Source organism: Pseudomonas sp. Pseusp9, assembly GCF_059491265.1.
The window spans coordinates 3,122,002-3,143,399 of record NZ_CP168500.1 but is presented as its reverse complement, the minus strand read 5'-3'; the positions used below and the strand labels follow the sequence as shown (position 1 = coordinate 3,143,399).

The 21,398-nt window shown below is 50.5% G+C and carries 19 protein-coding genes; 13 read left to right on the top strand and 6 right to left on the bottom strand.

Annotated features, from left to right (window positions below; translation table 11 throughout):
* Positions 1–13 precede the first annotated feature (13 nt).
* Complete coding sequence (locus ACEN8E_RS14075) at positions 14–949, bottom strand: electron transfer flavoprotein subunit alpha/FixB family protein (protein ID WP_495593143.1); 936 nt, start codon at positions 947–949, stop codon at positions 14–16.
* Complete coding sequence (locus ACEN8E_RS14070) at positions 949–1,698, bottom strand: electron transfer flavoprotein subunit beta/FixA family protein (protein ID WP_495593142.1); 750 nt, start codon at positions 1,696–1,698, stop codon at positions 949–951. The genes ACEN8E_RS14075 and ACEN8E_RS14070 overlap by 1 nt, the downstream gene beginning before the upstream one ends.
* 200 nt (positions 1,699–1,898) lie before the next feature.
* On the opposite strand from ACEN8E_RS14070, the gene ACEN8E_RS14065 reads away from it, so the two are divergent.
* The 3 genes from ACEN8E_RS14065 to ACEN8E_RS14055 are packed head-to-tail and all read left to right on the top strand — an operon-like array spanning position 1,899 to position 5,561.
* The gene (locus ACEN8E_RS14065) at positions 1,899–3,935 is read left to right on the top strand and encodes an oxidoreductase (protein ID WP_495593141.1); all 2,037 of its coding nucleotides are present in this window, start codon (positions 1,899–1,901) and stop codon (positions 3,933–3,935) included.
* Positions 3,936–3,995: 60 nt separating this feature from the next.
* A complete protein-coding gene (locus ACEN8E_RS14060) occupies positions 3,996–5,120 on the top strand; it encodes an S-(hydroxymethyl)glutathione dehydrogenase/class III alcohol dehydrogenase (protein ID WP_495593140.1) in 1,125 nt (374 codons plus the stop codon).
* A gap of 57 nt (positions 5,121–5,177) precedes the next feature.
* Positions 5,178–5,561, top strand: coding sequence for a VOC family protein (locus tag ACEN8E_RS14055; RefSeq protein ID WP_495593139.1), 384 nt, complete (start codon positions 5,178–5,180; stop codon positions 5,559–5,561).
* Between the two features lie 43 nt (positions 5,562–5,604).
* Here the strand turns inward: ACEN8E_RS14055 and ACEN8E_RS14050 are convergent, their stop codons facing one another.
* Both ACEN8E_RS14050 and ACEN8E_RS14045 read right to left on the bottom strand, forming a co-directional pair.
* Positions 5,605–6,390, bottom strand: a complete 786-nt coding sequence (locus tag ACEN8E_RS14050) for a pyrroline-5-carboxylate reductase family protein (RefSeq protein WP_495593138.1) — start codon at positions 6,388–6,390, stop codon at positions 5,605–5,607.
* Positions 6,380–7,087, bottom strand: a complete 708-nt coding sequence (locus ACEN8E_RS14045) for a TetR/AcrR family transcriptional regulator (RefSeq protein WP_414877344.1) — start codon at positions 7,085–7,087, stop codon at positions 6,380–6,382. The genes ACEN8E_RS14050 and ACEN8E_RS14045 overlap by 11 nt, the downstream gene beginning before the upstream one ends.
* Positions 7,088–7,200: 113 nt before the next feature.
* On the opposite strand from ACEN8E_RS14045, the gene ACEN8E_RS14040 reads away from it, so the two are divergent.
* The 9 genes from ACEN8E_RS14040 (at position 7,201) to ACEN8E_RS14000 (ending at position 16,988) form a co-directional block, all read left to right on the top strand.
* The gene (locus ACEN8E_RS14040; RefSeq protein WP_495593137.1) at positions 7,201–8,112 is read left to right on the top strand and encodes a LysR substrate-binding domain-containing protein; all 912 of its coding nucleotides are present in this window, start codon (positions 7,201–7,203) and stop codon (positions 8,110–8,112) included.
* 104 nt (positions 8,113–8,216) lie between these two features.
* Positions 8,217–8,552: a hypothetical protein gene (locus ACEN8E_RS14035; protein WP_495593136.1), complete on the top strand. Its 336-nt coding sequence runs from the start codon at positions 8,217–8,219 to the stop codon at positions 8,550–8,552.
* A 139-nt stretch (positions 8,553–8,691) separates the two neighbouring features.
* Positions 8,692–10,038 carry a dimethylsulfonioproprionate lyase DddP gene (gene dddP, locus ACEN8E_RS14030; protein WP_495593135.1) on the top strand — a complete coding sequence of 449 codons (1,347 nt, stop codon included), beginning with the start codon at positions 8,692–8,694 and terminating at the stop codon, positions 10,036–10,038.
* Positions 10,039–10,606: 568 nt separating this feature from the next.
* The gene (gene choW / locus ACEN8E_RS14025) at positions 10,607–11,455 is read left to right on the top strand and encodes a choline ABC transporter permease subunit (protein WP_413704851.1); all 849 of its coding nucleotides are present in this window, start codon (positions 10,607–10,609) and stop codon (positions 11,453–11,455) included.
* Entirely contained in the window at positions 11,452–12,675 is a 1,224-nt protein-coding gene (gene choV, locus ACEN8E_RS14020) for a choline ABC transporter ATP-binding protein (protein ID WP_495593134.1), read from the top strand. The genes choW and choV overlap by 4 nt, the downstream gene beginning before the upstream one ends.
* Positions 12,676–12,753: 78 nt before the next feature.
* Positions 12,754–13,698, top strand: coding sequence for a LysR substrate-binding domain-containing protein (locus ACEN8E_RS14015; protein ID WP_495593133.1), 945 nt, complete (start codon positions 12,754–12,756; stop codon positions 13,696–13,698).
* A gap of 137 nt (positions 13,699–13,835) precedes the next feature.
* On the top strand, positions 13,836–15,092 hold the full coding sequence (locus ACEN8E_RS14010) for an aromatic ring-hydroxylating oxygenase subunit alpha (RefSeq protein ID WP_495593132.1): 1,257 nt from the start codon (positions 13,836–13,838) through the stop codon (positions 15,090–15,092).
* A gap of 9 nt (positions 15,093–15,101) precedes the next feature.
* A complete protein-coding gene (locus ACEN8E_RS14005; RefSeq protein ID WP_495593322.1) occupies positions 15,102–16,238 on the top strand; it encodes an FAD-binding oxidoreductase in 1,137 nt (378 codons plus the stop codon).
* Between the two features lie 117 nt (positions 16,239–16,355).
* Positions 16,356–16,988, top strand: coding sequence for a GntR family transcriptional regulator (locus ACEN8E_RS14000; protein WP_495593131.1), 633 nt, complete (start codon positions 16,356–16,358; stop codon positions 16,986–16,988).
* Positions 16,989–17,057: 69 nt separating this feature from the next.
* On the opposite strand, the gene yddG is transcribed toward ACEN8E_RS14000, so the two are convergent.
* Positions 17,058–17,957 carry an aromatic amino acid DMT transporter YddG gene (yddG, locus tag ACEN8E_RS13995; protein ID WP_495593130.1) on the bottom strand — a complete coding sequence of 300 codons (900 nt, stop codon included), beginning with the start codon at positions 17,955–17,957 and terminating at the stop codon, positions 17,058–17,060.
* 453 nt (positions 17,958–18,410) lie between these two features.
* On the opposite strand from yddG, the gene ACEN8E_RS13990 reads away from it, so the two are divergent.
* Positions 18,411–19,325, top strand: a complete 915-nt coding sequence (locus ACEN8E_RS13990) for a LysR substrate-binding domain-containing protein (protein WP_495593129.1) — start codon at positions 18,411–18,413, stop codon at positions 19,323–19,325.
* A 111-nt stretch (positions 19,326–19,436) separates the two neighbouring features.
* On the opposite strand, the gene ACEN8E_RS13985 is transcribed toward ACEN8E_RS13990, so the two are convergent.
* A complete protein-coding gene (locus ACEN8E_RS13985; protein WP_495593128.1) occupies positions 19,437–21,113 on the bottom strand; it encodes a BCCT family transporter in 1,677 nt (558 codons plus the stop codon).
* Positions 21,114–21,398 lie beyond the last annotated feature (285 nt).

Below are 21,398 nucleotides of genomic sequence, written 5' to 3'. Positions count from 1 at the left end.
CTCCAGGCGCCATTCACAGCGCTTTTTCGAGCGCCGGCAATGCCTCAAAGAGATCCGCAACCAACATGTAGTCTGCCACTTGGGCGATTGGGGCCTCTGCGTCCTGGTTAATCGCAACGATTACCTTTGAACCACTCATACCTGCTAAGTGTTGAATGGCTCCGCTTATGCCAACGGCGATATACAACTCCGGCGCGACGATTTTCCCCGTCTGTCCGACTTGCAGGTCGTTGGGTGCAAACCCAGAATCCACTGCTGCACGCGATGCACCTACGGCACCGCCAAGCTTGTCTGCTACACGCTCAACCAATGCAAAATTTTCTTTGCTTTGCATTCCGCGTCCACCAGAAACCACTACACGAGCGCTCGATAATTCAGGCCTTTCGCTAATCGTTAGCTTTTCGCCTACAAAGCGAACATTCGTAGCGATTTTTCCGCCATCGACAGCGGTGACATCACCACGATTCTGCTTTGACGTTGCCTGAGCGAAAGCCGATGAGCGAATAGTGAGTAATTTGACGGGGTCAAGCGATTGAAATGTGGCGATAGCATTGCCTGCATAAATGGGTCGCTGGAAGGTATCCACGGATACAATTTTGCTGACATCCGAAAGCATTCCTACATCCAAGCTCGCCGCGACCCGTGGCAATACACTACGGCCCAAGCTGCTTGCATCAGCGAGTACGTGCGTATAACCCTCAGCCACCACTGAGGAAATCAGTGGCTGAACATTTTCAGGCAATATCTTCTCGAACATTGCCCCCTGGGCTAGCAGTGTCCGATGCACTCCTTGGATAAACGCAGCTTGTTCCGCCACTGCGACAGCGCCCTGCCCGCCAATAACAAGCAGATCAGTTTCTAGGCCCAACTCCACAGCAGCAGTGATCGCACTTAATGTACCTGCCGTAAGCTGTCCGGCTGCGTGCTCGGCTATAACCAGTGTGCGCATCAAATCACCCCCGAAACGTTTTTCAGTTTTTCCACGAGTTCGGATACCGAGCCGACTTTGATGCCTGCTTTACGAACTGGTGGTGGTGCAACCTCTACCAATCGAGTGTGCTCTTTCACACTTGCACCCAGGCTGTCAGCGGCAAGAATTTCAAGCGGCTTCTTCTTGGCTTTCATAATGTTCGGCAATGATGCGTAGCGCGGTTCGTTAAGACGTAAATCGCAGGTAACGACTGCTGGCACTGAAAGCTCCACAGTCTGGCTGCCACCATCGACCTCCCGTTCGACTAACCAGTTGCCATCGGCATAGCTGATCGCAGAGGCAAAGGTGGCCTGACCACTACCAATCAGCTGCGCAACCATTTGCCCGGTCTGATTGTTCTCCTGGTCAATGGCCTGCTTTCCAAAAAGGATCAGTTGCGGTTTCTCTTGATCGATAACCTTGCTCAGGTACTTGGCAACATTTAGCGGCTCAAGAAGCGTGCTCGTCTCGACTAGGAGAGCTCGATCTGCACCAAGTGCCAATGCCGTACGCAGCTGCTCTTGAGCAGCAGAAGTACCCACGGAAACCACCACCACCTCTGACACAACTCCTTTTTCCTTGAGGCGAATCGCCTCCTCCACTGCGATTTCGCAGAACGGATTCAAGGACATCTTTACGCCGTTCAGATCTACGTCCGAACCATCAGTTTTCACGCGAACCTTCACGTTCGGGTCGATGGCGCGTTTTACAGCTACGAGCACTTTCATAGTCCTCCCGGGTACTCCTGGATCAATGCACAACTGACGCGAACGAGCCAAACCATTCGCTGTTTCGTCTCGATGTTATCCCTGCTTTTTTGGTCACGCAAGAAAAATGTACACCAGTGTCCTAATCGTTGACACAGGTGAACATTCGACATACCGTTATGTCACACCAAGCCTGATGTTCTGTTCCAGGAGCGCAATACATGTCCAGCGATCCCTTGCTGCAACCCTTTAAGATCAAGAACCTGACACTACGTAATCGCATCATGACCACCTCGCACGAACCGGCATATCCGGTCGACGGCATGCCCAAAGAGCTGTATCGGGCTTACCACGTCGAACGTGCCAAGGCTGGCGTGGCATTGACCATGACCGCCGGTTCCGCCTCGGTATCGCGCGACAGTCCGCCGGTGTTCAACAACGTGCTGGCTTACAAGGACGAAGTGGTTGGATGGATGAAGGATCTGACCGACGAGTGTCATGAACACGGCGCTGCCGTGATGATTCAGCTGACTCACTTGGGTCGCCGTACCCGTTGGGATAAAGCCGACTGGCTGCCAGTGGTATCGCCATCTCACCGCCGCGAAGCATCGCACCGCGCCTTCCCTAAGAAGATGGAAGAATGGGACGTCGAGCGCATCATCAAAGATTACGTTGATGCCGCCGAGCGCATGAAAGCTGCAGGCCTCGATGGTTTGGAACTTCAGGCCTACGGACATTTGATGGATCAGTTCTGGTCACCGTTGACCAACGAACTGGAAGGCCCGTACGGCGGCTCCCTGGAAAATCGTTTGCGTTTTACGTTCGATATCTTGAGAGGCATCCGCAAGCAATGCGGTGAGGATTTCCTTCTAGGAGTGCGATACACGGGAGACGAAGATCTGCCCGGGGGATTTGGGGCGCAGGAAGGCATTGCTATTTCGCACATGCTCAAAGATAGCGGCTTGGTTGACTTTCTTAACGTGGTGCGCGGGCACATCGACACCGATGCGGGCCTGACTGACGTGATCCCAATTCAAGGGATGCGCAACTCACCCCATTTGGATTTCGCTGGCGAAATTCGCGCAGCGACAGGTTTCCCAACGTTCCATGCGGCAAAGATTCCCGACGTCGCAACCGCGCGCCATGCCATCGCCTCCGGCAAGATCGACATGGTCGGTATGACTCGTGCTCACATGACCGATCCGCACATTGTGCGCAAGATCATAGAAAAACGTGAGGAAGAGATCCGTCCGTGCGTAGGGGCAAACTACTGTCTGGATCGCATATATCAGGGTGGTGCCGCTTATTGCATCCATAACGCTGCGACCGGGCGTGAAACCACCATGCCCCACGAAATACCTAAAGCGCTAACCAAACGTAAGGTGGTAGTGATCGGAACCGGCCCGGCGGGCCTGGAGGCGGCACGCGTCGCCGGTGAGCGCGGCCACGACGTAACAGTGTTCGAAGCTGCTGACCAACCTGGTGGGCAGATCCGGTTGACGTCTCTTAGTGAGCGTCGTCGTGAAATGATCAGCATCATCGATTGGCGTATGGTGCAATGCGAACGCCTAGGTGTGAAGTTCAATTTCAACACTTGGGCTGAGGCTGAAACGGTACTGGCTGAAGATCCGGATGTTGTGATTGTTGCCACTGGTGGCTTGCCTCACACCGAGGTGCTCAAACAGGGCAATGAACTGGTGGTATCGACTTGGGACATCATCTCCGGCGACGTCAAGCCTGGAAAGAATGTGCTGATCTTTGATGACGCTGGCGACCACGCGGCATTGCAGGCTGCAGAAGTCATCGCCAACAGTGGAGCAAAGGTCGAGATCGTTACACCTGATCGGTCGTTTTCGCCGGAGGTGATGGCGATGAACCTGGTTCCTTACATGCGCAGCCTGCAAGACTTGGACGTTACCTTTACTGTCACGTATCGAGTGGAGTCCGTAGAAAAGCGCGACGGTAAGTTGATTGCCAGCTTCGGCAGTGATTACGGCGCTGTACACAAGCAGAGAACGGTTGATCAGGTCGTTATCAACCACGGCACCATTCCTTTGGACGATTTGTACTTCGATCTGCGACCCCATTCGAGCAATGGCGGCGCGGTTGAGCAGCACAACCTTATCGCTGGAAAAGTCCAAAATATTGTCACTAACCCTGAAGGCCGTTTTCAGCTATTCCGAATCGGGGATGCCGTCTCAGCGCGCAACACTCATGCCGCCATCTACGATGCTTTGCGACTACTGAAAGATATCTAAAACCATGCCCCTGAATTCATAGCTCAGGGGCATTTTTCACACTTAGCATGAGGCTCTTCCATGTCAGCACAGACCTTGAAGTCAAGGGCTGCTGTCGCGTTCGCCCCAAATGAACCGTTGCAGTTAGTCACCATCGACGTAGCCCCTCCTAAGGCTGGGGAAGTACGAGTTCGCATCGTCGCCACTGGCGTCTGTCATACAGATGCTTTCACACTTTCGGGAAGTGATCCTGAGGGTATTTTCCCCAGCGTGTTGGGGCACGAAGGTGGTGGTGTAGTAGAAGCAATTGGCGAGGGCGTGACCTCCCTGCAAGTCGGAGATCACGTGATTCCGCTCTATACCGCGGAATGCCGGCAATGCAAGTTCTGCCTTTCCGGAAAGACCAATCTTTGCCAAGCAGTTAGGGCAACCCAGGGCAAAGGCTTGATGCCGGACGGCACCTCACGTTTTTCCTATGAGGGCAAACCGCTTTTCCATTACATGGGTTGCTCGACCTTCTCCGAATACACCGTACTGCCTGAAATTTCTCTGGCGAAGATTCCTAAGGATGCGCCTCTGGATCAGGTTTGCCTGCTCGGTTGCGGAGTGACCACCGGTATTGGTGCCGTACTCAATACCGCCAAGGTAGAAGCTGGTGCTAGCGTCGCGATCTTTGGGCTAGGGGGTATTGGTCTGGCCGCCATCATTGGCGCAAAGATGGCCAATGCAGGCCGCATTATCGCAGTCGATATCAATCCCGCTAAACGCGACGTTGCTATGTCGTTGGGCGCGACGGACTTCATCAATCCGAAAGAGCATGACAAGCCTATCCAGGACGTCATCGTCGATCTCACCGAGGGCGGTGTGGATTACTCCTTCGAGTGCGTCGGCAACGTACAGCTGATGCGTGCGGCACTGGAGTGCTGCCACAAGGGTTGGGGGGAGTCGATCATCATTGGCGTTGCCGGCGCGGGACAAGAAATCAGCACTCGCCCTTTCCAACTGGTCACGGGCCGTGTGTGGCGCGGCAGCGCCTTTGGCGGCGTGAAGGGCCGCACGGAACTTCCTAGCTATGTCGATAAAGCCAGCCGCGGAGAGATCCCACTGGAAACATTTATCACCCACAACATGCCTCTGGAAGAAATCAACGAAGCATTCGATCTGATGCATTCCGGGCAAAGCATTCGCACCGTCATCCATTTCTGAGATCCATCAGTTCTCAGACCTGAGCAAACAATCACCACCAACAGAAAGGAAACAACGATGTCCGTTTTTACTCATGTAACTGTCGGCACCAATGATCTACAAAAAGCACGTGCGTTCTATGACGTTGTTTTGAAGGAGATCGGCCTTAATCGTGTTGCTGACCTCGGCGAAGCCGGATCCATCTGGGGCGTTGATAAGCCTTCGTTCTTTGTACTTAAACCTGCTAATGGCAATCCGGCCACTGTCGGTAACGGTGTCACCGTTAGCTTCGAAGCGCCTAATCGAGCTGCAGTTCAAGCTTTCCACGAAGTAGCGCTGGCGAATGGCGGCGTTTGTGAAGGCCAACCAGGCCCTCGTGGCTGGGCAGAAAATGCCTATGCTGCTTACGCTCGTGATGCGGACGGAAACAAGCTGGCCGTTTACTGCTTTAAAGCGGAGTAAATAGGCTCACCGAAGCCCTCTTAAGGGAGGGGGCTTCGGTCTATTAAGATTGAAGCCCTTTCCGTGCAACAGAAGCTCCCTTCTGCAGCGCTCTACCAATCTGCTCCTCAAAATGACCATGAGTCATCGACTGCAAAGCGGCTGCCGTCACACCCCGGTATGCAACCAGGGCATCAATCATTTCCTGAGCGTCGCGGGTGGCCAGAAGCTGGCTGCTATGAACAACGACGTTTTTCGCGGCAAGTTGCGCTATATCGGCAGGTATGCCGGCAATAATCGCCTGGTGCGCGAGTGCGGTCATCAGCAAAGCCGGAAAGGCAGGGCCGGTACCGGAGAGCGCTGATAGATAATCAATGAAGCCTTCTTCCTGAACCTCAGCAGCTGTGCCCACACACTCGAACAAACGCTGTACGAGACTCTTCCGGGTTGCATCTAGCTCTCCAAAACAATACCAAGGCGTAAAAGACTGTTCGATTTCTACCGCGGCGTTTGGCATCGCCCGCACGACAGCCGAAGCTGACGTCTGCGCAGCAATAGTCTGCGCCGAAATCCCGGCCATCAGGGATACGATTGTTTTGCCAGTAGCATTGATATTGAGGCTGGCGAAGTGCTCAGGTCGAACCGCAATTATCACCAGATCGCTGCGATCCACTAATTCCTGGTTATCCGTGACCAAGCAAGCGCCATGTTGTGCCAAGGGATGGTCACCCGATCGGTTCGAAATGACCAAACTCTCAGCTGGTAACAATGCATTCGTTAACACCGCCTTTGCGATCGATCCACCTAACCAACCCGTTCCGCCAATGATGCCTATCGTTTCACTGATCATTGGCAGCCGCCTCCTCGAAGGTGTCAGTCAAAGGGACGAAAGTCCCGGGCTCCGTTTCGGCATAACCAAATTTCCCGTAGAAACGATCCAGCTCGCGCTGTTTAGGCACCTTCCCAGTAAAAATACTCACATAGTGAGGGATACGCTGGAAACGCACCGTGATCTCCTCACTCGTATTCATAGTGATGTAGCCGATTTGAGTAAGATAAATAGTTCGGGCCCTCGCATCAGCGCCATTGCTGTCATAGCCGAAGCGCTTGAACATGCTAGCTAAAGCACTCATTCGTTGCTCGTCAACGATAGAGACGTCTGCAGCGACCTCATCTGACTGAAGCGCCCAGCTACGGATTGCGAACTCGAATTGCGAGTCGAATAGTTGTGGATTGAGCCAACATTCGAAGACATTTAGGATCGCCTCGGAAATACTCTCCGCATAGCTTTCGCACTGTCTAATCAACCCACCAGTATTTGTGTCACGCCAGCGTGAAAGTAAGGCAGCAAGCAACTGCTCGCGATCCTCGAAGAACCAGTAGAAACTGGTTCGTGATAAACCAAGACGCTTGGCTAGCGGCATAACCCGAACGGCATCAATGCCCGATTCCTTTAAAGCGTCGTAAGCGGCTTCTAGCCACCCCTCAGGCGACCCACGCCATCCTGTATCCTGGGCCTTACTACGCCCCTTCCCGATCTGGGACATGTCGCTTCACCTTCTTCAAATTTTTGTAGTTTTACTGTACTCTCATGTCCTATAAATGTACACCTGAGTACATTTGATTGACTTCCCGCCTCGGCGCCTTGAGATCAAGCATCATGAAAATCCAGCCGTTGCCACCTCTCAATAGCTTGGTCGTTTTCGAGGCTGTAGCTCGCCATTTGAGCTTCACTGGCGCCGCAAAAGAACTGAACGTAACCCAGGGGGCCATTAGCCGGCAGATAAGGCTGCTAGAGGATTACCTTGGCGAAAGCTTGTTCGAAAGAAGTACCCGTGAAGTCAGCCTGAATCCAGTGGGTCGGCGGTATTACGGGACTGTACATTTAATGCTGCAGGAGATTGCTAAAGGCACCGAAGAAATTCGACGCTGGCAATCTGGGCGTCAAATCACAGTCATGACCAGTTCAGCCATGGCCTCATTCTGGCTGCTTCCAAAGGTTGCAGATTTTCAACGTATGAACGAAGACGTCGACCTTCGAATAGTGGCCTATGATCGCGTCAAAGACTATTCCCGCCTCGATTGCGATATTGCACTGTATTACTGCCGCACCGCGCCGTCGGATATGATCGTTACACCATTGTTTTCGGAGGAGGTCTTTCCAGTTTGCAGCAGAGAGTACCTAGAAAGACACCCTCAAATACGGAACATTGATCAACTCGATACTGCGACATGGCTATGGTTGGATGATCCTCAAACCGACTGGATCGGTTGGCCAGAATGGTTTGACCGACTGGGCTATGAAACTCGAGCACCGCGGCACCGAGTGAACATCAATAACTATTCGATGCTGATTCAATCGGCTCTGATAGGACAGGGTATAGCCTTAGCGTGGTCGCATCTGGTTGGAGATCATCTAGAAACTGGTGCCTTGGTCAAACCGATCGACAATGTTCTGCAAACGGATGCAAAGTTTTGTCTTTTGGAACACCCCGGACGGGACGGCAATCAGTACGTTGTCAGACGGTTTCGGGAGTGGCTCATGGAACAAGCAAAGGCAATTAATGAATAAATCTCATATAGTAATGAGATAAAATGACTTGCCATAAAAAAATAAGTCATATAAATACTTTCGTTGAGGTGAAAATAAATAACTTATAAAAGTGGATCACCACCATGGAACATAAGTCCGACGTCCTTTCTAAAGGTTTTCACTACTCTGAAGAAAACGGGATAATTTTCACCTTAATTCCTTATTATCGCGAGAGCTACGTGCAGATTTCCTTGCGCCCGGATTATTGGCACACAACCACTCTCAAAAATAAGCAACATAACCACACTCCAACCACAAGCGAATCCATTGACTCGCCCAGTGCTATCGTAGCGAAAACAGAGCCTTCTTTGTATCAGAGTGAGAAAAACACTCCACCATCACCCTTAACACCATTAGAAAACACATCAAACACACCGCCATACTGTAAGAGTTTGGTGCATGCGCGCAACACCTTCTAAATTACGCTAACGCCAAGATTCAAACAGTGGCATTTTTCTGTATGCCGATAATTTATAGAACCCACTACAAACAAGCGACCAATCAAACTTCCAACGAGTAAAAATCGGCTGCTAGCCATAATTAAAAAGGACTACATTAATGATAATGTCACCTTATTCGATCCCTTCCAACACACGTCGCATTGACCCCGCTAGGCGGCGAGCTTCCCAGCTAAAGGCCGATGGATCCATCGAGAATAATGACCGCGTAGAGATAGGCCCCACGCCCCTAGCTTTCGCTGAATGGGAGCAAATAGGATTACAGCCGCCTCACTTACCCTCCATGCGCGAATATCGTCTGCAGCGCATTTGCGCACAACTGATCTCGCGCGATTTGGCCGGCATCCTTCTATTCGACCCACTGAATATTCGCTACGCCACCGACTCTACAAATATGCAGCTATGGACTTCCCACAATCCGGCAAGGGCGTGTTTCATTGCAGCCAGCGGATACATGGTGCTGTGGGATTTCCATGGTTGTGATCACCTATCCGCGCATTTACCGCTGGTCAGCGAGCTACGCAGCGGTGCGTCTTTCTTTTATTTCGAAACCGGTGAGCGCACAGATGAACACGCTCGACATTTCGCTGCCCAGATTGATGATCTCTTGCGCCAACATGCCGGAACCAATCGTCGCCTTGCGATTGACCGCATCGAAGTCGCGGGAGTCCGTGCTCTCGATGCCCTGGATGTAAATATCTGCAGCGGCCAGGAGATCACTGAATTGGCGCGAGTGATCAAAGGCCCCGAAGAGATCAAGGCTATGCGCTGCGCAGTGGCATCGTGCGAGGCATCTGTGACCGAAATGCATCAAGCTCTGCGAGCCGGCGCCACTGAAAATGACATTTGGTCTGTTCTGCACTCTGGCAACATTCGCCGTGGCGGGGAATGGATCGAGACGCGCATTCTCAGCTCCGGCCCGCGCACCAACCCTTGGTATCAGGAGTCCGGCCCACGGGTATTGAGCGACGGCGACCTGTTGTCGTTCGACACTGACCTGATCGGCACTTATGGGATGTGCGTAGACATGTCACGCAGTTGGATCTGTGGGGGCGTTGAGCCAACCGCCGAGCAGAAGCGCCTTTATCGAATTGCTCACGAGCATGTCACCCGAAATACCGACCTTATCAAACCAGGTGTGCGCTTCACTGAGCTGACCGCCAAGGCTCATCGACTGCCCGAATCGTGCCGCGCCCAGCGTTACGGGGTAATGTTCCATGGCGTCGGATTGTGTGATGAGTACCCCTGTATCCGCTACCCGGAAGACGTCAAATCTTATGGATACGAAGGCGAGCTGCAAGCAGGCATGGCTTTGTGTGTGGAGGCCTATATTGGTGAAGTGGGTGGGCGCGATGGAATCAAGCTGGAGAACCAGTTGCTGGTGACCAATGACGGCTATGAATTGCTAACGAGATACCCTTTCGATGACAGCTTCCTGCGCGATTGACCTTTTCAGCCAGGAAGGTTTCTCCTGTAATACGTAGGCCGAAGCGGATGTGTGGAGGCTCAACGAAACCCAAATCGGTAAGCCGAGCCAACTTATTACAATTTATCATAAGCTATTGAGATTAAATAGTTTGTCGGCTCGGCAATTTTATATAAATATCCACCTCAGGCAAGGACTCCAAACTAAAACAAGAGCGAGCCGCCATAATGAACAAGATCAGACCTCTCCAGAAGTCGCTTAACATCCGGTCAAAGAATGCCGGGACTATTAGCTTTGTTAAGCCTTCCACCTGCTATTCATCGACTGCCCAAACATTGATAACTGCTATCGCGAATCCATCGCGGGGCCGCCTTGTGCTGCCTGCTACCAAAGCGAATTAATATCAACCGTTTGAATAGAGGCAGAAAATGAACATTTCAAATCAAAGACGAATTACCGCCAGATAGCCAGGCGTCCCATAGCGACAACTGAATTCTCGAACAAACCGATCAATAGGAGCGGCTGTATTTTCCTAGCCACCGGACGATCGTGTTCGCGAGTCATTTCTTCCATTAAGCGGATTAGTGATATGTGGATTACACAAGAAAAGCTTCCTTTGGGTGAACACATCGCCCAGTTTGTCGATATGTTAACTCAGCATGGTGCTGGAGTATTTGACTTCATATCTTCGTCGCTGTCTGGAATCATAACTGCTTTCACTCAAGGCCTTCTATGGTTCAACCCCTTAGCCTTGATAGTTATTTTTGCTTCACTGGCTTACTACATCCAACGCAAGATCAGCCTCACAATCTTTGTTGCCGCCTCATTTTTATTGATATTTAATCTTGGCTATTGGCAAGAAACGATGGAGACTCTTGCTCAAGTCTCATTCGCCACTCTTGTATGCGTAATCATCGGTGTACCTTTAGGCATCGTCGCGGCACATCGCCCCTGGTTCTATGCGGCCCTAAGACCGATACTCGATCTAATGCAAACAGTGCCCACCTTTGTTTATCTAATTCCAACCCTAACCCTTTTCGGGCTGGGGGTAGTTCCGGGATTGATTTCCACAGTGGTATTTGCAATTGCCGCACCAATCCGTCTGACCTACCTGGGGATCTGTGATGTTCCAGAAGAGTTGATGGATGCTGGAAAGGCCTTTGGCTGCTCACGTCGCCAACTGTTGTCCCGTATTGAACTGCCTCACGCCATGCCTAGCATCGCCGCGGGCATCACTCAGTGCATCATGTTGTCACTGTCGATGGTAGTAATTGCTGCTCTGGTTGGTGCAGACGGCCTCGGCAAACCTGTAGTAAACGCGTTGAACACTGCCGACATAGCACTGGGCTTCGAAGCAGGCCTATCCATCGTGCTCTTAGCTATCACGCTCGATCGTATCTGCAAGCAACGAGTAACCATGAAAAGAGGTGACGTATGAGCATCATCCGTTTTGAAGATGTCGACGTCATCTTCTCCAATCGCCCGAAACACGCTCTTGAATTGCTGGATCAAGGCCTTTCGCGCCCTGAGATCCTTAAAAAAACAGGCCTGGTTGTGGGCGTGGAAAAGGCAAACCTGGAAATCAATAAAGGTGAAATCTGCGTGCTTATGGGCCTATCGGGCTCAGGAAAATCAAGTTTGTTGCGCTGTATTAACGGCCTCAACACCGTAAGCCGCGGCAAGCTGTTCGTCGAGCATGAAGGTTCGCAAATCAACATTGCGTCTTGCACCCCGGCAGAGCTGAAAATGATGCGCACCAAGCGTATCGCCATGGTGTTCCAAAAATTCGCCCTGATGCCTTGGCTCACAGTGCGCGAAAACATCAGCTTCGGCCTGGAAATGCAAAATCGCCCGGAGGCTGAACGACGCAAGCTGGTCGATGAAAAGCTTGAACTGGTGGGCTTGACCCAATGGCGCAACAAGAGGCCGGATGAGCTATCGGGGGGTATGCAACAACGCGTAGGTCTAGCTCGCGCATTAGCGATGGATGCAGATATTCTGTTGATGGATGAGCCCTTCTCTGCCCTCGATCCGCTAATTCGACAAGGTCTTCAAGACGAGTTGCTTGATCTGCAACGCAAGTTGCATAAGACAATCGTGTTCGTTAGTCATGACCTGGACGAAGCACTTAAACTGGGCACGCGAATTGCCATCATGAAAGACGGCAAAATTATTCAATACAGCAAGCCCGAAGAGATTGTGCTAAATCCGGCCGATGACTACGTACGCAATTTCGTCGCTCATACCAATCCATTGAATGTGCTGTGTGCAAAGAGCTTGATGACCGAACTGGGCCAATGCGTTTTCGCTCGTGATGAATATTGCTTGGATACCATTCAAAACCTCTGGATGGTGGTAGGACAATCCCGTCGCTTAGAAAGTATTCGACGCGGTGCTATAGCTGTGGAGCCGCAAACATGGAATCCAACAAAAGGTATCGAGACCTTGCGTCGGCAAGTAACTTTGATATCGCCAGACACCAGCATGAGAGATGCACTTCAGATCCGCTACGAAACTGGACACCCACTGATTGTACAAGATGAGAGCCACGCTGTTCTTGGCGTCTTGGGTGATGGCGAACTGTATCGAGCATTACTCGGACATAACGTATCACCACCTGTTCCACTCGGAACATTGGAAGAGTCCTCGGTTGCATAATTAGGCCAGCGATGCCGAAGTCGGCATCGCAACGCAAACTTACTGCTGCAAATTCGACATGAGCCCTGGAGCGTGCATATGCAACCCAGCGAAATAAATAAAACAGTCAAAGGCTATCGACGGCTAATACCTTCCATGAACGCTTTGCTTGAGTTCGAAGCGGTGGCGAGGCTCAGCAGCTTTACTTTGGCGGCTCAAGAATTGGGAGTGACGCAAGCGGCGGTGAGTAAACAAGTTAAGTTACTAGAGGACACCCTAGAGACGAAACTGTTTCATCGCCTTCATCGCGCAATCAAGTTGACTAACGAGGGTTGTATCCTTCATTCGGCGGTAGCAGCATCTATCCATCGAATGGCAAGCGTATACGACAAAATCGCTGAGGGAATTTATGACCAAGAACAAGAAATCGTTCTTGCATGCACTTCAGCATTCTCTCAGTTTAGAATTCTTCCAAGATTGAGCATGTTGCGTGCAATTCAACCTAAATTAAAATTGCGATTATTTACGCAGATGCTGACCCCGGACTTCCATCGCGATGACGTCGATTTAGTAATTCGGTATGGCAACGGAAAATGGGACGATGGAAACTCAATTTTTTTATTCGATGAGGAGGTATTCCCTGTCTGCTCACCCTGCTGGTTAGCAGCAAACCCAGCCCCGACATCGATAGTTGATTTTTCGCGCATGGAGCTCATTGACTCAGACGCAACTCTTGACGGTTGGCTAACCTGGAATAGCTGGTGCCGAGAACTAGGAGATACGCGCCCAAAACTGACTAATATGCTTCGCTGCAGCTCTTATAACGATACGATTCAAGCTGCAACTTTAGGACATGGAGTTGCATTAGGTTGGGGCCGAATGGTCTCACACCTTCTCAACAGTGGTGACCTTGTAAGAATAACCCCATACGCTGTTAAGCCAAAAGAGGCTTATTACATGGTAATCCCAAATGGTCGAGAACCAAAACCTTTGACGTATACGCTTATCGATTGGCTGCGAGAAGACAGCCAGCTAAAGCATTGAGATGTTGATACGAATTCAATACCGCTTGTTCGCACTTCGCCAAGCAATGCGATCGCGAGCGGATTGAAAAACTGACGAGCTACTTTGATACAGAATCTGCCGCCACTTATAGACTATTAGTTTGAGCGAGACCGATGATGACTATTACAGCTGTGAAAACGCATCGCGAACTTCTTGCCGATCGCACCCCTGGACATGGTATGCCGGGCGAATTGTTTGGTCGGCAGGATATTTTTGAGACCGACGTAGATATTTTTTTCACCAAACACTGGATCCTAGTCGGAGTTACATCCGACATTCCCGAGCCTGGTGACGTATCTACAATCGATATCGGAAAGTCTTCAATCCTCTTAGTGCGTGATGAAGACGAGCAAGTGCAGGCCTTTCGTAATGTATGCCGTCATCGCGGGGCTCGTTTGAAACAGGCAGGCAAATCGACGGTAGGCATGTTGGTTTGCCCGTATCATCAATGGACTTATGATTTAGATGGAAGCCTTAAACATGCGGCGCACATGGGACAGAACTTTGACCCTAAGTGCAAAAGCTTGATCCCGGTACATGCAAAGGTTGTTGGCACACATGTTTTTGTATGTTTAGGCGAAGTGCCACCACAAGACATTTCATATCTTGATCAGATTATGACACCACGCTTTGCTCAATACGATATCTGCAATTCGAAAATTGCCCACGAATCGGAGATTGTCGAGAACGGCAATTGGAAATTGGTAATGGAGAACAACCGCGAATGTTATCATTGCGCCGGGACTCATCCTGAACTGACCGCGTCTTTCTTACCTGAGGATTTCGGATTTTGCACGGATGGCCTCGGTGAAGACTCCCTTCAGGCACTTAAGGAATATCATCTCCGCAATGACGAAACCAAAAAAAACTGGGAGAGTGAAGGCTATATCTGTGACGCAATCGAGCATTTGAGCGAAGATGCAGTTACTCAATTTCGCTCTCAGAGATTGGTAATTGCGGGAAATGGCGAATCTCAAACACTAGATACTCGTGTCGCTTGCTCACGTCTGTTTGGCAACCTCTCGCGCCGTGATTTGGGTGATATGCACCTTTGGACGCATAACTCGTGGACACACATCATGAGTGACCATGCTGTAGTGTCATACATCATCCCGTTGGCTCCCGATAAAACATTGGTTCGTACTAAGTGGCTCGTACACGCAGACGCGATCGAGGGCGTCGACTATCAAGTTGATAAACTGACCGAGGTATGGGCCGCAACAAATATGCAAGACGCCAACTTGGTTGGAATCACCTATAGCGGTACTCAAGACCCTGGTTATACGCCTGGGCCATTTTCAGAGTTCACTGAATCCTATGTCGACCAGTTCTCTCGCTGGTATGCCGCGCGCTTGGCCGCGCATGGCGTGTGAGGCATGAACATGACTACTTATGAAAAAATAACGCTCCCCGTTACCGCTGGTGCAGTTGAGCGATTTACAGATGCAGAGACTTGGGGCGCGTTTGGCTCACAGTGGAATAGCGGAGAACAGAAAACATTGCAATGTTGCGCGGTGCGACAGGAGACGCATGACGTAAAGACGTTCATCTTTAGGTGCGCTGACTTCAGCGCGCTCAGTTTCGAGCCAGGTCAGTTCATAACCATTTCACCAATCATTGCGGAGCAGACCGTAGCTCGGTGTTACACCGTGTCGTCATCCCCTACCCGGCCTTTCGCGTTCTCCATTACGGTAAAACGCGTACCCGGTGGGGCTGTGTCAAACTGGCTGCATGACAATCTTAATCCCGGAGATACCCTACGGGCTTCTGGCCCCACCGGAAGCTTTACTCCTGTAGGCCACCCTGCAAAAAAATTGTTGTATCTGTCCGCAGGCTCTGGTGTAACACCTTTGATGTCAATGACCCGAGCTATCTACGACATGGCAGCAAACCTCGACATTGTCTTCATACATAGTGCACGGACTCCTGTAGATATTATCTTCCATGAGGAACTGCTGGGCATGCAAGCTAGCATGCCTGGTTTACGAGTCATCAGCATTTGCGAAGGACGCGGTGATACCACGGGATGGCGGCAACCGATCGGAAGACTAAATTTACCACTGTTACATCAACAGGTTCCCGACTTTAAGGAACGAGAAATTTTTACATGTGGCCCGCAAGGCTACATGGAGGCAGTGAAGTCGCTGCTTAAGGAAGCAGAATTTGATTTCGAGCATTATCATCAGGAAAGCTTCGATATTTCGGTATTGAATGAAGAACCACTGATCGAGCAAATACCTTCGCTAGAGCAGCAGGACATATTTACTGTCACGCTAGCGCGCTCGGGAAAGACTTTCAGCATGTCCGGTAGTCAGACGGTGCTAGCAGCTGCGAAAAAAGCGGGCGCAATCGTCCCCTCTTCCTGCAGCCAAGGGGTTTGCGGAACATGCAAAACAGCTCTGTTGAAAGGTACAGTTGAGATGAATCATAACGGGGGAATTAGGCAGCGCGAAATAGACAAGGGCCTTCGCTTGCTCTGTTGTAGCAAACCAACTTCAGACTTGGTCGTTGATCTATAAAAGCTTTGTGGTTGTGGGGAGAACCGCCATCTCCCCACACTTTATTTTCCGCGATGTCTTCCAAGCCGCCTTTACACACCGACCTAAAAATTTCAATAGTGGATATTGAGGTCATAAGTGCAAAACGGAAAATACGCTCTTTATATAGAGCTAAAACAGAAAATCCTCACCATGGAATTCGACCAAACCCATTCCTTGGATGAACTCTCACTCAGTGATCAATACCATATTTCACGTACGCCGACTCGAGAAGTTCTCAGACTACTCGCTGGAGAAGGTTACATTGAGATTGAGGAAAGACGTGGCGCTCGCGTAAAGCCTCTGAAATCCTCGACAATAATTGAGCTGATCTCGGTTGCTCCAATGATTTATTCTGCGATAGGTCGGCTAGCTGTTCGGAATGTATTGCCTGCACAAATTCAAGACTTGAAACAAGCACAGCAACGGTTCCGAAAAGCCTTATCAACAAAGGACGTGCACGGATTAATTATCGAAGAACATCGTTTCCATTCCATCATCGGTCAAATGTCAAGCAACCATTATTTAAAACCTAGCTATGAACGCTTGCTGATTGATGATGTTCGGATGAGCCATAATCTTTATCGTCTTGAGACTTCAGAAATGGATGCTCGACGCAAACTGGCAGCAGAACACCATGATATTTTTATAGAATCAATAGAAATGCACGACGAGGACTCAATCGTAAAATTGATACCGAAGCACTTCGAGCTATCCCGCCAGGCATGGTAAAAACTGTCAACCTGACAACTCTGTTAAATTTTAATTCGTGCCTAACAAAAAAGTTGCTACACGACATTTTCAACGTCGTGTCGCCCACCAGCAAAAAAGTGATCCGAACGTTACCAAGGATGCTCCCTGCCAAAAATACATTTGCAATGCGGTGCTTAGAATTATTGTGCTCATCAATGAAGAAAAAACGGGGGCCAGGTAAGAGACCGCTGCTAGAAAAAGCAAATTGCCAGTCGATAGTCCTTTATTCCACCCCATATAGCCTAGCGCCATTATCGCAGCAGCACTCACCAACTCCACTAATGCCAGTGGCTTCATGCTTACGACGCTGTAATCGCTGAGTAAATATTTTACCCACAGAGCTAGACTTGTAGCGATAAAAAATAATGCTGTCGCATCCGTTCCTTTGGAAATGCGCTTTACCACACAGCAGTACACTGCCCATATAACCGCCCCCACTAATGCCAAGCCATAACTCAATGGGTTAACTGCTGCATTGGCCATTATTAACTCAATAGAAAATCCGCGTCCCTCACTCAATATCCAGCCAACCCCGAACAGCGAGATCAGCAGACCGGGAACAAGCAGAAAAAAATTAGCATTACGCTGCCCTAACAAGACCGCCAGAAGCAGGGTAAAACATGGCCATAAATAATTGACCAACCCTACCTCGATGGCTTGTTTCCGATCTTGTGCGAAACCTAGCGCCAAAGCGAGACCCACCTCATAGCTGACAAACAGGATTCCACCCACAATTAGATACGACCAAGGGAATTTCTTTAGCGGCGTCCATCCGTTTAGCAAAATCATCAGTACGCTTGCGGCCGAAAACATTAAAGCTGCACCGATCAATGGGCCGATATCTTCGCTAACTATACGAATAAGCGGAGGCATTGCACTCCAAAGGAGAATGGCGCCAAAACCGTACATATTTCCTTTTGCATGTTCCCCACTCATCGTCACCGGCATTACCCCTTAAACCCAATACTGAATCCGACCAAAAAAAATTTCTGCAGGCTAGAGTTATAACCACACGCTTCATTATGAAATTTTGCTGCGGATTGGCAGCCTATCGCTTGCCTCCCACGCTCATTCAAAAGGCAGAAAAAAATGCGCCTTATTGATTGCTACCAGAATCAATGTCGCAGCATACGTCTGTCCGAACGCATTGAGGCAAGTCAAATGAATACGAGTCACGAAAGCGTATAAAAAACGTCAAAATGTGAATACGCAATGAGCGCGAGTGGTCAGATGCTATGAATTGCGTGACCAGTGCCTGCCCTTAAGCCCGTACCTGTGACGAAGATCTATACCGAGCGTCGAAGAACTAGCACTAGACCTCTAAAAAAGTAGCTACTGCTCACTGCCTTCTGCACAATCTCTGAACGCTACATAAAACATATAATACAGTGACCGAACCTGATGAAACTGCAACCCCTGCCGCCACTGAACAGTCTCGTGGCGTTCGAGGCCGCTGCTCGCCACTTGAGCTTTACCCTGGCAGCACGCGAACTGAACGTCACTCAAGGTGCGATCAGCCGCCAGATACGCGTACTTGAAGACTACTTGGGCACCCCGCTTTTTGTGCGTTCGACCCGGGAAATCAATCTGACCGCCACTGGCAGTCAGTACTACGAAAGCGTTCGTGCCACTTTGCAGCAAATCGTCCACGCTACCGCAGGTGTTCGCCACTGGCGAGGAGCTCAGCAAGTAACCGTTATCACCACTACGGCAATGGCATCGTTGTGGCTACTTCCTCTTGTATCCGAATTCCAGCGCCAGAACGAGGAAATCGATCTACGTATCATTACTAACGACAAAGTCGATGACTTTTCGCGACTAGACTGCGATCTCGCACTTTACTATTGCAGTACCCCGCCGCAGAACATGAAGGTAACTCCGCTGTTCAGCGGGGAAATTTTTCCGGTTTGCAGCCCCGCCTTCCTAGCTCAACACCCGCAGATTAGTGACCTTGATCAACTCGGCTCTTGCACTTGGCTATGGCTAGAGGATCCGCGACGCGATTGGATCGGTTGGAAGGAATGGTTCGAGCGCCTGGGGCATGTGGCACCGGAACCTAGACGGCGCATTGATATAAACAGCTACTCCATGCTGATCCAATCAGCGCTAGCAGGCCAAGGCATTGCGTTGGCCTGGTCTAGCCTGCTCGGTAATTATCTGCAGACCGGCGAACTTGTGCGGCCTACACAGGCCACGTTGATGACTGATGCTCAGTTTTTCCTAATTGAACCCCAAGGCAGAGCCCCGAATAGACAAAGCGTTAGCCGTTTCCGCGAATGGTTGATGGCCCATTTAGCGGAAACGGTTAACGCATGATGAGGATGAGGCTAAGGACAGTCACTAAATACCATTGAGTCTTCCATCGATGGCGTGTCGTAGTCGATGATTGTCGTGAGCCGCCGGCACGGCTCATCTCACTCGAGTGATTTATGCGAGTTCGCGGGAAGACATCATTGTTGAAAAACTACCTTGTTTGACCCCGTAAGGATCGACGATCGGATCATTTGCGGTCGGGCCCATGACTTGCCCTTTAGCGGTGGTCATCGTCTCGGCACGCAGGCTTCGCACAAGGCTGTAACCAGTAATGAGCAGGAAAAAGGCAATGGGGAGACCTATGATGATGCTCGCCATCTGTATCGCGATCAGTCCGCCGGCTAGCAATAGTCCCGCAGCGATCGCTCCCTCCAGGAAACACCAAAGCACGCGAATCCAATTAGGCGGATTGGTGCAACCAACGGAATTGAGCATGCATAACACCTGAGTTCCGGCATCCGCAGCAGTAATGAAATGCACCGAAAGCAACAAGCAAACAATGACACACAGTATCCCACCTACAACCGGCCCATCGAGACGCTCAAGCAAGGTGAACATGGCCGAAGTGGTTTCTTTCTGAGTAGACTGGAGCACGACTCCGCCTTTGAAAGGTGCTGCTTCTGCTTGCTCTGCCACCGGCAGTTGAGCGTGTGCCTGGCGGGCTTGTTGCTCATCCTTCAGCGCCGACCCGCCAAATACTGACATCCACAGTATCGTCACCAGAGTAGGTACTACCAGAGCGCCAACAATAAGTTCGCGAACGGTACGACCGCGGGAGATACGAGCGATGAATAGACCAACGAAAGGCCCCCAAGTCATCCACCATGGCCAATAAAAGGCAGTCCAGCTGTTCTGCCATTGTGTATCGGCCTGCGTATCCGTCCAAAAGCTTAAGCCAACGATGTGCTGGGCATAGTCACCTGTGGCTTCAAAAAAGAAATTGAGGATGTAACGGGTCGGCCCTAGCCAGAGCACCACCAGCATCAGCCCAAAGGATATCCACATGTTCAGCGTGGACAGTCGCTTCATACCCTTTGAAAGTCCGGCTACTAACGAGACGGCAGCGATCATCGTCACCAAAGCGATAATGCTCAACTGAAGACCGATATTTACCGGTACTTGGAATACTTGGTTTAGACCAGTATTGATTTGCACAACCCCCAGACCCAACGATTGGGAGACTCCGAACGCAGTGATTGCCACGCCCAGGATATCGACAGTGTGGCCAATTGGCCCATAGATGCGGTTGCCTATCATCGGGTAAAGAACGGAACGCAGTGCCAGCGGTAAGCCTTTGCAATAGGCAAAATAAGCGAGGCTAAGACCAATTGTGGTGAATATGGCCCAAGGGTGAAGACCCCAATGGAAAAGCGTCAGGCGCATAGCCACGGTTGCAGCTTCGTTGGTTAGCCCTGGGCTGAACGGGTTGTTCGCATAGTGAAGTACTGGTTCGGCGACCGACCAAAAAATGAGTCCGATGCCCATGCCTGCACTGAAAAGCATGGATATCCAGGCACCAAAACTGAATTCAGGCTTATCGTTCTCACGGCCCAATTTAAGGGTGCCGAATCGGCTGAACGCAAGTATCAACAGCACACCGAGCAAACCGCTCACCACGGCAAGATAAAACCATTTGAAATTTTCGAGGATGGCATCGGAGGCCGTCTTGAACACCGCGGCAGCTTGATCACCTTTCAAGGCACAAAGCAAAACGAAGGCCATGACTATTGCAACCGAAACGACGGTTACGGTTGGATTTAGGCCTTTAAATAGGCCACTTGTAGCACGCATCGGCTATCTCCCTTGTTTTTGTAGTGCAGCGCCGTACGGGATTTGATTGTCCGCAACCCAAGGATTGCGCAACAAACAATGAGTGACCGCACCCAAACTCAACAAACCATTTAATCTCATTAATTAATGAGAAAAACGCATGCATAAATTCTCTCGTAAGTGCTTAGCACTTTGGAGTGTTCACGCAGACTCATGAGTGACTTTTTCTCATTAATGCAGAAGGAAAAATGGTTTGTCGAGATCAGTCCCGCCCTAAACAATCACTCCAGCCAAAGGCCATTAAAG

Bases quoted from the DNA above. Each gene is read 5' to 3' on its own strand.
- ACEN8E_RS14075 (WP_495593143.1), bottom strand. From the start codon at position 949: ATGCGCACACTGGTTATAGCCGAGCACGCAGCCGGACAGCTTACGGCA.
- ACEN8E_RS14070 (WP_495593142.1), bottom strand. From the start codon at position 1,698: ATGAAAGTGCTCGTAGCTGTAAAACGCGCCATCGACCCGAACGTGAAG.
- ACEN8E_RS14065 (WP_495593141.1), top strand. From the start codon at position 1,899: ATGTCCAGCGATCCCTTGCTGCAACCCTTTAAGATCAAGAACCTGACA.
- ACEN8E_RS14060 (WP_495593140.1), top strand. From the start codon at position 3,996: ATGTCAGCACAGACCTTGAAGTCAAGGGCTGCTGTCGCGTTCGCCCCA.
- ACEN8E_RS14055 (WP_495593139.1), top strand. From the start codon at position 5,178: ATGTCCGTTTTTACTCATGTAACTGTCGGCACCAATGATCTACAAAAA.
- ACEN8E_RS14050 (WP_495593138.1), bottom strand. From the start codon at position 6,390: ATGATCAGTGAAACGATAGGCATCATTGGCGGAACGGGTTGGTTAGGT.
- ACEN8E_RS14045 (WP_414877344.1), bottom strand. From the start codon at position 7,087: ATGTCCCAGATCGGGAAGGGGCGTAGTAAGGCCCAGGATACAGGATGG.
- ACEN8E_RS14040 (WP_495593137.1), top strand. From the start codon at position 7,201: ATGAAAATCCAGCCGTTGCCACCTCTCAATAGCTTGGTCGTTTTCGAG.
- ACEN8E_RS14035 (WP_495593136.1), top strand. From the start codon at position 8,217: ATGGAACATAAGTCCGACGTCCTTTCTAAAGGTTTTCACTACTCTGAA.
- dddP (WP_495593135.1), top strand. From the start codon at position 8,692: ATGATAATGTCACCTTATTCGATCCCTTCCAACACACGTCGCATTGAC.
- choW (WP_413704851.1), top strand. From the start codon at position 10,607: ATGTGGATTACACAAGAAAAGCTTCCTTTGGGTGAACACATCGCCCAG.
- choV (WP_495593134.1), top strand. From the start codon at position 11,452: ATGAGCATCATCCGTTTTGAAGATGTCGACGTCATCTTCTCCAATCGC.
- ACEN8E_RS14015 (WP_495593133.1), top strand. From the start codon at position 12,754: ATGCAACCCAGCGAAATAAATAAAACAGTCAAAGGCTATCGACGGCTA.
- ACEN8E_RS14010 (WP_495593132.1), top strand. From the start codon at position 13,836: ATGACTATTACAGCTGTGAAAACGCATCGCGAACTTCTTGCCGATCGC.
- ACEN8E_RS14005 (WP_495593322.1), top strand. From the start codon at position 15,102: ATGACTACTTATGAAAAAATAACGCTCCCCGTTACCGCTGGTGCAGTT.
- yddG (WP_495593130.1), bottom strand. From the start codon at position 17,957: ATGCCGGTGACGATGAGTGGGGAACATGCAAAAGGAAATATGTACGGT.
- ACEN8E_RS13990 (WP_495593129.1), top strand. From the start codon at position 18,411: ATGAAACTGCAACCCCTGCCGCCACTGAACAGTCTCGTGGCGTTCGAG.
- ACEN8E_RS13985 (WP_495593128.1), bottom strand. From the start codon at position 21,113: ATGCGTGCTACAAGTGGCCTATTTAAAGGCCTAAATCCAACCGTAACC.